The sequence below is a fragment of the Ornithinimicrobium sp. genome (genome assembly GCF_030537745.1).
In the GTDB taxonomy this organism is placed as follows: Bacteria; Actinomycetota; Actinomycetes; order Actinomycetales; family Dermatophilaceae; genus Ornithinicoccus.
Window position 1 is genome coordinate 1 of sequence record NZ_JAUNVI010000076.1, and the last position, 11496, is coordinate 11496.

Sequence of the window (11496 nt, forward strand, 5' to 3'; positions counted from 1 at the left end):
TCTCGATCTTCCGTGTGTGGGCGCAGGGGGCAGTGCAGGTATGGCGCGTTCTGGCGGGCCGGAGCGCATTCGAAGGCGTGGAGTCAGAGGTGTGGGCGACAGGCGCACGTCCACCGAGCCTCATCCCGACGGCAGCGCCTCGGAGTGTTGATGCTCGTCTCGATGATGTTGGTCTCGATGATGCTCTTGCAGGGCTGCCCGGTATCCGCCGGCGCCACCCTCCAGGCAGCGCGCGATCCGACCCACCGTCGTCACGCTCACGCCGGTGACCTCGTGGATCTGGCGGTACGGCATGCCTTGCGCCAGGAGTGGCACCACTGACCACCGGTCGGCCATGGCCACGATCTCCCCCGGCGTGCACAGGTCCTCGAGGAAAGCGTCGACGGCGTCGGCGTTGTCCAGCCTCGCCAGCACGGTCGCCAGGGCAGCCCGCGTCTGTGCGCGGTTCTGCTGACTCGTGTGTGCCTTCATTGGACCTCGTGCTTCCGGGCGTTGCGAGGGGTGGAGTGTTCGCGGTGGAGGTGGGTGCGGTGGTCTCTCCGCAGACTGTGTCACAGCGTGTTATTACGCTAACACATGAGCGGCAGGGGTCCGACATCCGCTCCCCTACCTACGGGGCGTCGGATCGGTGCCCCTGATTCTCTACGCTAGCCACCATGGACCGACGCCTGATCGCGGTGACCACCGCCGCCCTGCTCTCACTGACCGCCTGCGGAGAGGGGACGCCAGCACCCGAGGAGGTGGCCGCCGCCGGGTCGCTGGAGTGCGCGCCTCCGCCCGCGTTGCCCTCGGGTGTCACGACCTACTCCCAGCAGGACCTGCCCGACCCGGTCTCGGTCGAGCCGGCGACGGTGAGGGCCACCATCGCGACCAACTGTGGTGACCTCGTGCTCGAGCTCGACGCCGCGCAGGCGCCGCAGACCGTGGCCTCCTTCCTCTTCCTCGGCGAGGAGGGCTACTGGGACGACAGCCCGTGCCATCGGCTGACGACCGCCGGCATCTTCGTGCTCCAGTGCGGGGACCCCACCGGCGACGGTCGCGGCAGTCCGGGTTATGGCTACGGCATCGAAAACGCCCCCGTCGACGGTCACTTCCCGCCGGGCACCCTCGCGATGGCGCGCACCAACGATCCGTTCAGCAACGGCGGCCAGTTCTTCATCGTCTACGAGGACACTCAACTGCCCACCGACGGCGGTGGCTACTCGATCTTCGGCAAGGTGACCTCAGGGATGGAGATCGTCGAGGGGATTGCTGCGGCAGGTGTGGACGGCGGCCGCCAAGACGGCTCGCCCGCGCAGCCGATCAGCATCCTGTCGGTCACCGTCAAGGAGTAGACGCGCTCCGCGGCGACGGCTATCCGGTGCTGGTGGGGCCGCTCAGACCTGCGGCTGGGCCAACTCGACGCGCAGCGCCGAGACGACCTCCTCCCGCGGCACGGTGAACTGGTCCTGACGGCGCAGGTCCTTCAGCGTCACGGTGCTGTCGGCCATCTCCTGCGGACCAAGGATGGCCACGAAGCGGATCCCCGCGCGATCGGCATACCTCAGCTGCTTGCCGAGCTTGCCCCCGTCCAGGACCGCCTCGGTGTTGATGCCGCCGCTGCGCAGCTGGGAGGCAAGCGCGAGCTGGTCATCAAGCAGCGCCGCATCCACCTGGGGCACCAGCACCTGCACGGTCGACTGCCCGGTCGAGTCCGTGAGCAGCCCAGCCTCACGCAACTGCCAGAAGAGTCGCGAGAGCCCGATCGAGATCCCGACCCCGGGCAGCCGCGACTTCGTGTATTGCCCCGCGAGATTGTCATAGCGACCGCCGGAGCAGATGGAGCCGATCGCGGGATGCTGGTCCAGGGTGGTCTCGTAGACAGTGCCGGTGTAGTAGTCCAGGCCGCGCGCGATCGAGAAGTTGAGGCGATAGTCGCTCTGCGGCACGCCCATGGCCCGCACCAGCGACAGCACCTCGCGCAGCTCGGCCACTCCCTGTGCCAGCGACTCGCTGCCCCTGGATCCAGACTCCACCTCGGCAAGCCGGGCCAGGGCGTCCTCGTGTCCTTCGGAGCGGACCTGCACGAAGGCCAGGATCTGCTCGACGACGGCCTCGGAGAGCCCGAAGGCCTCGCCGGTCAGGGTCGTGCGCAGATAGTCCGGGCCACGCTTGTCGAGCTTGTCGACCTCACGCAGCACTGCCGCCTGCTGGTCCGGATCGACGATCCCCAGATCCTCGTAGAAGCCGCGCAGCACCTTGCGGTTGTTGAGCTGGATCGTGAAAGGGCCGATCGCCAGCTCAGTGAAGATGCTGTGGATGACCGCCGGACACTCGGCGTCGTGCCGCACCGACAGCTCGTCCTTGCCGATGACGTCCACGTCGCACTGGTAGAACTCCCGGAACCGACCACGCTGCGGGCGCTCGCCTCGATAGACCTGCTGCATCTGGTAGCGCCGGAAGGGGAAGGTCAGCTGGTGCTCATGCTCGGCGACGTAGCGGGCCAACGGCACGGTCAGGTCGAAGCGCAGGGCCAGCTCCGGGGTCCCCTCGACGTCTTCGCCGCGCGCCTTCTCCAGCGCCCCGGTCGACTGCACGAAGTAGACCTGACGCTCGGTCTCGCCACCCGTCTTGGTCAGCAGCACGTCGGAACGCTCGAACACCGGCGTCTGGATCGGCAGGAACCCGAACCGCTCATAACCGGAACGGATCACGTCAAGCATCCGCTGGAAGGCCACCTGGTCGGGTGGCAGCAGCTCGAGGACTCCGGACGGTGTGCGAGGGGTGATCACGCCAAGAAGTCTAGGTTGCGCGACCCCTGGTCAGGTATGGCGACCCGCGTGCGTCAGCTCAAGCTCTGCAGGTAGGGATTCGTGAGACGCTCACGAGCCATCGTGGTCGCGGGCCCATGCCCGGGCAACAGGAAGGTGGAGTCCTCCAACGGGAGCACCACGTCCCGGAGAGACCGGAGCATCGCCGCATGATCCCCCCCTGGCAGGTCCGTCCTCCCGATGGACCCGGCAAAGAGGACGTCACCAGAGAGCACCGTCCGGTCCAGGTCGTCGGCAGGGATTCCCTCAGGAACCCCTGACGTGCAAAAGATCACCGAACCCTCCGTGTGGCCGGGGGCGTGGGCCACCTGGATCGACATCCCGGCTAGCTCCAGGACCTGCCGGTCGCTCACCTCGATGACATCCTGCGGCTCGGTCCAGGTGGCTCGCCGCCCGAACTGCTGCTCCAGCGCCGACAGCATGCCCGGCATCAGACTGCCCAGGGGGTCCTGCAGGCGGTAGCGGTCATCGGTGTGGATGTAGGCAGCCGTGCTCCCCGCGCACACTGGCGTCACGGCATACACGTGATCGAGATGGCCGTGGGTGAGCAGCACGGCGCTGGGGCGCAGCCCAAACTCGGCGAGCACGTCTTGAACCCGGTTCTCCACGCCGATGCCGGGGTCGATGATCAGGCACTCCTGCCCGGCTGCTGGGGCGACCACGTAGCAGTTGGTGCCGAACGCGTCGGCCACGATGCTTCTGATGAACATGCCGCGACCCTACCGACGTCCGAATGCGACGGGACCATCCCAGGGCCGTTCGATAGGCTGCATGACGTTCATGCCATGTCGAGACGGCCCAGATGGTCGTCCTCGCGGTCGAGAGAGGCCAACCAGCCGTGTCCGAGCAGTCAGCGCAGACCACCAGCACGCCCGAGCCGGAGGAGGTCTCGCCGCAGCACCCGGACCGGACCGTCGCTGAGCCGGACGCCACCGAGTCTGTCCAGGAGGCGGCGGACGCCGAGACATCGCCCGAGCCGGAGACGGTCGAGCCCGAGGCGACTGAAGCACCAGCAGAGCTGGAGACGGACAAGGCACCGGCTGATGAGCCCGAGGCACCCGAAGCCCCAGCTGAGCCCGTAGCACCGCCTGAGGCCCCCGACGCACCAGCAGCGCCCGAGAGCGAGACGCCCGCTGCGCCAAAGCCTTCGGCGGCGCCTTCCCCGACCATGTTTGCGGGGCGCAAGGCGGCGGTCCCCGCCGCGCCGGCGTCTCGAGCCGCACGGCCCGCGGCGCCTGCTGCACCCGTTGCTCCCCTCGCCTCCAGTGAGTCGATCAAGCATGGTCGCGTCGGCGAGGACGGCACGGTCTACGTGATCGCCGCTGACGGCTCCGAACGTGAGGTGGGTTCCTATCCCGACGCGACTGCGGAGGAGGCGCTGGCCTACTTCGCCCGCAAGTTCGACGAGGTCGTCGCCGTCGCCGACCTCCTTGCCCAACGCGTGGCGCACACGGATGTCTCGGCGCACGAGGCGCGCCAGTCTCTGGCCCACCTGAAAGAGCAAATCGGCGAGGCCACATTCGTGGGTGATCTCGCCTCCCTGCAGACGACGGTCACCTCGCTGGAGGAGTCCATCGCGGCCAAGTCGGCCGCCGAGGCGGAGGTCCGGGCCGCAGCCAAAGCGGCGGCCACCGTCGAGCGCGAGGCCCTCGTCGCGGAGGCGGAGGCCCTCGCCGCGACCGACCCCAGCAAGGTGCAGTGGAAGCAGGCCAGCACCCGCATCCGGGAGTTGCTCGACGAATGGAAGGCCCACCAACGATCCGGTCCGCGCCTGGACAAGGAGACCGAGGGGGACCTGTGGAAGAGGTTCAGCCACACCCGCACCGCCTTTGACAAGGGACGCAAGGCCTGGTTTGCCCAGCTCGACGTCGAGCACGGCTCAGCCAAGGCCGTCAAGGAGAAGTTGGTCAAGGAGGCCGAAGCGCTGTCCGCCAGCAAGGATTGGGGTGCTACTGCGGGCGCCTTCAAGCGGCTCATGCAGGACTGGAAACGCGCAGGACGCGCTGCCCGCTCCGACGACGACGCCCTGTGGAAGCGTTTTAAGGCTGCCCAGGACACTTTCTTTGACGCCAAGGATGAAGTGGTCGCAGTCGAAGAGGCGGAGTTCTCCGAGAACCTCAAGGTCAAGGAGACGCTCCTGGAGGAGGCCGAGGCGCTCAAGTTGGACGCGCCCAACCTCGACGCGGCCAAGACCGAACTGCGACGGATCCAGGACAAGTGGGAGGCGGCCGGCAAGGTCCCCCGCAACGACGTCCGCCGGGTGGAGAACCGACTCCGGGCCGTCGAGCAGAAGATCCGCGACATCGAGGACCGCCAGTGGCAGAAGTCAGACCCGGAGCTCACTGCGCGAGCGGCCTCGATGGCGGAGCAGCTCGAGCGCGCCGTCCAGGGGTTGACCAACGACCTGGAGGCCGCCACCGCGGCCGGTGACGACAAAGTGGTGGCTGCCCTGCAGTCCGAGCTCGCGACCAAGAAGATCTGGCTCGAGTCTGCCCGAGGCAACCTGTCCTGATGACCGACGCGCTCCGGACGCTGTCCACCCAGGTCACCGACGTCACCGACGGGCTGTGCGCCTACCTGGACGCCTCGCCCTCCCCTTTTCACGCGGTCGAGACGGCTGCGGAGTTGCTGCGCCAGGGCGGCTTCTCTGAGGTCGCCGAGTGCGATCCGACCCCGTCAGCGCCGGGACGGTATGTCGTGCGCCGGGCCGGGTCGTTGCTCGCCTGGTCCACCGCGGAGGTGGGGGAAGGACGTGCGGCGCACACGCCATACCGGGTCGTCGGCGCCCACACCGACTCCCCGAACCTGCGGATCAAGCCGCTGCCTGACTGGTCCCGCGCCGGCTGGCAGATGCTGGGGGTCGAGGTCTACGGCGGCGCCCTGACCAACTCCTGGCTCGATCGTGACCTCGGCCTGTCAGGCCGTGTCGCCGTCCGGGACGACGCCGTGACGGGCGGGATCAGCCAGCGGTTGTGGCGCTGCGACGACCCGATCCTGCGTGTCTCCCAGCTCGCGATCCACCTCGATCGGACGGTGCGCAGCGAGGGCCTGCAGCTCAACGACCAACTGCACCTCGCGCCGCACTGGGGTCAAGGTGTGGAGCGAGCAAACTTCCGGTCCTGGTTGGCTGAGCAGGTTGGCGTGCAGGCCGAGGCCCTCCTTGGCTTCGACGCGATGACTCATGACCTGACTCCGGCGCGGAGGGTCGGGGCCCAGGGTGAGCTGATTGCCTCCGCGCGCCTCGACAACCTCGCTACGAGCTATGCCTCGGTCCGCGCGATCCTCCATGCAGTCGAGCATCCCTGCGACGGACCGGTGATCCCGGTGATCGTGCTGTTCGACCACGAAGAAGTGGGCAGCATGTCCGAACGCGGCGCGCACTCGACCTTCCTGCCGGCCTGGCTGGAGCGGATCGTCATGGCTGCGGGCGGGAACCGGGAGGACTACTGGCGTGCCTTGGCCTCGACAGTGATCGCCTCCGGGGACATGGCGCACGCCACGCACCCCAACTATGCCGAGCGCCATGAGCCGGGGCACCCGATCATGGTCAATGCCGGACCGGTCTTGAAGGTCAACACCAATCTTCGTTATGCCACGGACTCGCTAGGGGCAGCAACCTTCACGCTCGCCTGCGAGGCGGCTGGCGTGCCTATGCAGACCTTCGTGACGCGCTCGGACCTGCCCTGCGGCTCGACCGTCGGGCCGATGACGTCTGCCCTCACCGGCGCCACGACGGTCGACTTCGGCGCGCCCATGCTGTCCATGCACTCCTCACGAGAGCTCGCTGGAACGCTCGACCAGGCCGGCTATGCCGCTGCCCTGGCTGCCTTCCTCACCCCTGCTTGAGGCACTCCGCCCGCTCGGACTGGCAGCAGCGACCGTTCGGTCAGGAGGCGGCGTCGTCCGCGTCGGTCTGGTCAGGGTGGTCGGGTCTGCCGCGGCGGTGGGGGTCGGTGCTGGTGGTGCCGGTGACGCGGTAGGCATCGAGCACCGCCGGGATGCGCAGGACGGCGCTGATCACTGACTGCAGGTGCGAAGGGTCGGCCATCTCGAAGGTGAACTTGCTCAACGCCACCCGGTCACGGTTGGTCTGGACCGCGGCGGACAAGATATTGACGTGCTGGTCGGAGAGCACCCTGGTGATGTCAAAGAGCAGTCGGGGGCGGTCCAGCGCCTCCACCTGCAAGTTGACGAGGAAGAGACTGTTGGCGCTCGGTGCCCAGGCCACGGGGATGAGACGCTCGGGATGGGCCTGGAGTTGTTGGGCATTGGTGCAGTCGGTCCGGTGGATCGAGACACCGCGCCCGTGGGTGACGAAGCCCAGGATCGGATCTCCGGGCACCGGGGTGCAGCACTTGGCCAACTTGACCCAGACGTCGTCGGCACCGACGACGGTGACGCCTGGGTCGCTCGGCTGGACCCGCGCCCGCGTGGGGCGAGTGCCCTCGGCCAGGTCCTCCTGGGCGCCGTCGTCGCCCCCGGCAGTGCTGATGAGCTGGGTCACGACGTGCTGCGGCGACACGTGCCCCTCACCCACCGCTGCGAAGAGCCCGTCGATCCCCTTATAACCCAACCCCTGGGCCACCGCGGTGAGGCTCTCGTGCGACATCAACCGCCTGAGGGGGGCGTTCTGCTTGCGCAGCACCTTGGCGATCTGGTCCTTGCCCGACTCGACCATGACCTCTCGGCGCTCGCGGGTGAACCACTGCCGGATCTTGTTGCGAGCCCGAGCGCTCTTGACGAAGGTCAGCCAGTCACGGGTCGGGCCAGCCTCCTCCGCCTTGCTGGTGATGATCTCCACGACGTCGCCGTTGTGCAGCTCGGAATCGAGGGGGACCAGTTTGCCGTTGACCCGACCGCCCACGCACTTGTGTCCTACCTCGGTGTGCACGGCATAGGCGAAGTCGACAGGGGTGGATCCGCTCGGCAGCGCCATGACGTCGCCGCCAGGGGTGAAGACGTAAACCTCGCCGCTGCCCATCTCGAAGCGGAGCGAGTCAAGGAACTCCCCCGGGTCCGCGGTCTCCTGCTGCCAGTCGACCAGCTGGCGCAGCCACTGCATACCCTCCAACGCCCCCGGCGTCCCGTCGGCTCCGGGCACCGCACGAGTGCCGTCGGGACCCTGCTCCTTGTACTTCCAGTGCGCGGCGACGCCATACTCCGCGCGCCGGTGCATCTGGTGGGTGCGGATCTGGATCTCGACCGGCTTGCCCTCCGGTCCCATGACCGTCGTGTGCAGCGACTGATACATGTTGAACTTGGGCATCGCGATGTAGTCCTTGAAGCGCCCGGGCACCGGGTTCCATCGACTGTGGAGGGCTCCGAGGACCGCGTAGCACTCCTGGATGGAGTCGACGAGCACCCGGACTCCGACCAGGTCGTAGATTTTGTCGAAGTCGTGACCGCGCACGATCATCTTCTGGTAGACGGAGTAGTAGTGCTTAGGCCTTCCGGTGATGGTGGCCCGGACCTTGCTGGTCTTCAGCTCCTCGTTGATGTCCGCACGGATCTGGGCCAGCAGTTCCTCGCGAGCCGGCGCCCGTTGCGCCACCATCCGGACGATCTCGTCGTAGACCTTGGGATACAGCTGGGCGAAGGACAGGTCCTCCAGCTCCCACTTGAGAGTGTTCATCCCCAACCGGTGCGCGAGCGGCGCAAAGATCTCCAGCGTCTCGGCAGCCTTCCTATTGGCAGACTCGGTCGAGACATAACGCCAGGTGCGCGCATTGTGCAGCCGGTCGGCCAGCTTGATGACCAGCACCCGAATGTCCCTAGCCATCGCGACGACCATCTTGCGGACCGTCTCGGCCTGCGCTGCGTCACCGTAGGTCATCTTGTCCAGCTTGGTGACGCCGTCGACCATCATCGCGATCTCGTCACCGAACTCCGTGCGCAGCTGCGGTAGCCCGTAGGCGGTGTCCTCGACGGTGTCGTGCAGGAGAGCCGCCGCGATCGTCGACGGGGTCATCCCTAGCTCGGCAAGGATGGTGGCAACGGCCAGCGGGTGGGTGATGTAGGCGTCGCCGCTCTTACGTTTCTGTCCCTCGTGAGCAACCGCGGCCACCGCAAAGGCCCGCTCGATGAGCGCCAGGTCACCCTTGGGATGGGTGGCGCGGACGGCGCGCAGGAGGGGCTCGATCGCGGGGCTGGTGGTGCTCGACCGACTGCCGAGACGGGTCCACCGAGGCCGCAGACCGCCACCCACCCTAGGGGTGGTTCCGGTGGTGGAAGGGTCGGTCATGACTCGATGATAGGCGGACCCAGCGCTGCGGCTTAGATGATGGTCAGCGAGTGGACGTCATAGCCACTCAACTTGTCGCGACCTTTGAGCTCCCCGATCTCCAGGACCAGCTCGATCGCCGCCACGCTCGCACCACACTGCTCCACGAGCTGGCAGGTAGCGGCCAGCGTCCCGCCGGTAGCCAGCACGTCATCGACGACGAGCACGCGCTCACCGTTGGACACCGCGTCTTGGTGGATCTCCAGGGTGGCGGTGCCGTATTCGAGGGCGTAGGACAGGCTGTGCACGGCCGAGGGCAGCTTGCCCTCCTTACGCACCGGCACGAAACCGACCCCCAACTCGTGCGCGATCATCGCACCGATGATGAAGCCCCGGGCCTCGATCCCGGCGACCACATCGACCCTGCCTCGTTGACGCTGGACCGTGTCCGCCACGATCCGGTCCCGCAGCGCCGCGTCCAGCAGGATGGGCGTGAAGTCCTTGAAGACCACCCCATTGATCGGGAAGTCGACGATGTCACGCATCCCGTCGAGCACGTCCTGGGCAAGCTGCTGGTCGGTCATGCGGTCACCTTAAGGAAGGGGGGCGGGTCAACGACGCTTGCGTTTGGGTTGGTTGCGTGGTCCTCGCGCTGCGTAAGGGTGCAACGTCCGGCCGGTGGCGGGTGCGGAAGCGGGGGGGCGAGATGCCGTGGGGGTGGCTCCAACGACAGCGCCATCGCGCTCGCTCTCCTCCTGCAGCGCGTCCAGATCGGCCTGCACCGCGGCTTTGCGATCGGCGCGGATCTCGCCCCTGGCGCGCCGCTTGCGCACGATCGCGTCGTGCGTCTTGACTGACTTCTCGTTCTCGCGAAGGTGGACCAGCAGCGGGGTGGCGATGAAGATCGAGGAGAAGGTGCCGACCGCGATGCCGATAAACAGGGCCCAGGCCAGGTCCACCAGGGTGCCCGGCCCGATCAGCGTCTTGCCGACGATCAGGATGACGGTCACCGGCAACAGGGCCACGACCGAGGTGTTGATGGACCGGACGATCGTCTGGTTCACCGCCAGGTTGGCCGCCTCGCCATACGTGCTCCGCTGCGTGTCAAACGCGTCCTCGGTGTTCTCATACACCTTGTCGAAGACCACGATGGTGTCGTAGATCGAGTAGCCCAGGATCGTCAGGAAGCCGATCACCGAGGCCGGTGAGACCTCGATCCCCAGGAGGGCATAGATCCCGAGCGTGAAGAAGACGTCGTGGATCAGCGCGAAGAGCGCGGAGACAGCCATCGTCCAGGTCCGGAAGTAGAGCGTCAGCACGATGGTGACGAGCACGAGGAAGACACCCAATGCCAGGAATGCTCGTTTGGTGACGCTCTGGCCCCACGAGGGACCGACCAGCGAGCTGGTCACCGACTCGATGCTGACGCCGAAGTCTTCGGCGAGCGAGGCGCGGAGGTCCTCGGCCTGCTGCGCCTCCATCTCACCGGTCTGGACGCGGACCGTGTCGTCACCGATCTTGGTCACCTCGGCGGTGAGTCCGGTGACGGTGTCGTTGACGGCCTGGGTGGCGCGGGTCTCGTAGTCGGCCATCTGGGAGACGCCGGAGACTCGCAGCTCGGTGCCACCACTGAATTCGATGCCGAAGTTCAGTCCCTTGCCCAGGATCCCTACCAGGGAGATCGAAATGAGTAAGGCTGCGAGGGCATACCACCACTTGCGGGCGCCCACGATGTTGAAGGAGCGCTCGCCGGAGAAGAGGTCGTTGCCGAGTTGGCTGAAGCGTGACATCAGACCACACCGCCTTCCAGTTCTTCGCGGGTATGGCGTCTGCGCCCGGGGGTGACCAGCGGCTCGCGGATCTGGCCGCGCCCCAGGTAGGTCGAGCGTTTGGCGCCCAGTCGCTCCGGCTCCATCCCCGACCACTTCTTGCCCTGACCGAAGTACTGGGTGTCGGCAAGCATGCTCACGATGGGGTGGGTGAACATGATGACGATGACGAGGTCGAGCACGGTGGTCAGGCCCAAGGTGAACGCGAAGGCCTTGACTCCGGCCTCGGACAGGTAGTAGAGCACGCCGGCCGCGATGAGGTTGACGACGTCAGAGATGATGATCGTCCGCTTCGCACGGTCCCAGCCGGTGTCCACGGCATACCGCAGCGGTCGACCCTCCCGCACCTCGTCACGGACGCGTTCGAAGTAGACGATGAAGCTGTCGGCCGTGATCCCGATCGCCACGATCAGACCGGTCACTCCAGCCATGGTGAGACGGAAGTTGGTCGCCCACCCGAGCAGAGTCACCGTGCCGTAGGTCAGGACCCCGGCGACCACCAAGGACCCGATCGCCACGAAACCCAGGGCGTGGTACTGGATCATCATGTAGAGGAAGACCAGCAGCAGGCCGATGCCGCCGGCGACCAACCCCCAGAAGAGCTGCTTGCCGCCCAGCGTCGGGCTGATCTGCTCGG

General features: G+C 67.1%; 10 protein-coding genes. 3 read left to right on the forward strand and 7 right to left on the reverse strand.

Features of this window, described 5'->3' with window-relative positions; translation table 11 throughout:
• Positions 1–120: 120 nt before the first annotated feature.
• Positions 121–471 (reverse strand): YerC/YecD family TrpR-related protein, encoded by a 351-nt coding sequence (locus Q4P07_RS12590; RefSeq protein ID WP_303375264.1) that lies wholly within the window; start codon positions 469–471, stop codon positions 121–123.
• A gap of 185 nt (positions 472–656) precedes the next feature.
• Between Q4P07_RS12590 and Q4P07_RS12595 the strand changes: the two genes are divergently transcribed.
• Positions 657–1334 (forward strand): peptidylprolyl isomerase, encoded by a 678-nt coding sequence (locus Q4P07_RS12595; protein ID WP_303375265.1) that lies wholly within the window; start codon positions 657–659, stop codon positions 1332–1334.
• Positions 1335–1376: 42 nt separating this feature from the next.
• On the opposite strand, the gene hisS is transcribed toward Q4P07_RS12595, so the two are convergent.
• Both hisS and Q4P07_RS12605 read right to left on the reverse strand, forming a co-directional pair.
• Positions 1377–2771 (reverse strand): histidine--tRNA ligase, encoded by a 1395-nt coding sequence (gene hisS / locus Q4P07_RS12600; protein ID WP_303375266.1) that lies wholly within the window; start codon positions 2769–2771, stop codon positions 1377–1379.
• Between the two features lie 53 nt (positions 2772–2824).
• The gene (locus Q4P07_RS12605; RefSeq protein ID WP_303375267.1) at positions 2825–3520 is read right to left on the reverse strand and encodes an MBL fold metallo-hydrolase; all 696 of its coding nucleotides are present in this window, start codon (positions 3518–3520) and stop codon (positions 2825–2827) included.
• A 128-nt stretch (positions 3521–3648) separates the two neighbouring features.
• Here Q4P07_RS12605 and Q4P07_RS12610 point away from each other — a divergent pair, with 128 nt between their 5' ends.
• Both Q4P07_RS12610 and Q4P07_RS12615 read left to right on the forward strand, forming a co-directional pair.
• Entirely contained in the window at positions 3649–5322 is a 1674-nt protein-coding gene (locus Q4P07_RS12610) for a DUF349 domain-containing protein (RefSeq protein ID WP_303375268.1), read from the forward strand.
• Entirely contained in the window at positions 5322–6656 is a 1335-nt protein-coding gene (locus Q4P07_RS12615) for a M18 family aminopeptidase (RefSeq protein ID WP_303375269.1), read from the forward strand. The genes Q4P07_RS12610 and Q4P07_RS12615 overlap by 1 nt, the downstream gene beginning before the upstream one ends.
• Before the next feature lie 40 nt (positions 6657–6696).
• Here Q4P07_RS12615 and Q4P07_RS12620 read toward each other — a convergent pair whose 3' ends face one another.
• The 4 genes from Q4P07_RS12620 to secD form a co-directional block, all read right to left on the reverse strand.
• Entirely contained in the window at positions 6697–9051 is a 2355-nt protein-coding gene (locus Q4P07_RS12620; RefSeq protein WP_303375270.1) for a bifunctional (p)ppGpp synthetase/guanosine-3',5'-bis(diphosphate) 3'-pyrophosphohydrolase, read from the reverse strand.
• Between the two features lie 32 nt (positions 9052–9083).
• Complete coding sequence (locus Q4P07_RS12625) at positions 9084–9614, reverse strand: adenine phosphoribosyltransferase (RefSeq protein ID WP_303375271.1); 531 nt, start codon at positions 9612–9614, stop codon at positions 9084–9086.
• Between the two features lie 27 nt (positions 9615–9641).
• Positions 9642–10820, reverse strand: a complete 1179-nt coding sequence (secF, locus tag Q4P07_RS12630) for a protein translocase subunit SecF (protein WP_303375272.1) — start codon at positions 10818–10820, stop codon at positions 9642–9644.
• Positions 10820–11496, reverse strand: a 677-nt coding sequence (secD, locus tag Q4P07_RS12635; protein ID WP_303375273.1) for a preprotein translocase subunit SecD, incomplete at its 5' end; no start/stop codon positions are given. The genes secF and secD, both read right to left, overlap by 1 nt.

Excerpts from the sequence above, each read along its gene's own strand:
- Q4P07_RS12590 (WP_303375264.1), bottom strand. The coding sequence starts at position 471 with ATGAAGGCACACACGAGTCAGCAGAACCGCGCACAGACGCGGGCTGCC.
- Q4P07_RS12625 (WP_303375271.1), bottom strand. The coding sequence starts at position 9,614 with ATGACCGACCAGCAGCTTGCCCAGGACGTGCTCGACGGGATGCGTGAC.
- Q4P07_RS12615 (WP_303375269.1), top strand. The coding sequence starts at position 5,322 with ATGACCGACGCGCTCCGGACGCTGTCCACCCAGGTCACCGACGTCACC.
- Q4P07_RS12595 (WP_303375265.1), top strand. The coding sequence starts at position 657 with ATGGACCGACGCCTGATCGCGGTGACCACCGCCGCCCTGCTCTCACTG.
- secF (WP_303375272.1), bottom strand. The coding sequence starts at position 10,820 with ATGTCACGCTTCAGCCAACTCGGCAACGACCTCTTCTCCGGCGAGCGC.
- Q4P07_RS12620 (WP_303375270.1), bottom strand. The coding sequence starts at position 9,051 with ATGACCGACCCTTCCACCACCGGAACCACCCCTAGGGTGGGTGGCGGT.
- Q4P07_RS12605 (WP_303375267.1), bottom strand. The coding sequence starts at position 3,520 with ATGTTCATCAGAAGCATCGTGGCCGACGCGTTCGGCACCAACTGCTAC.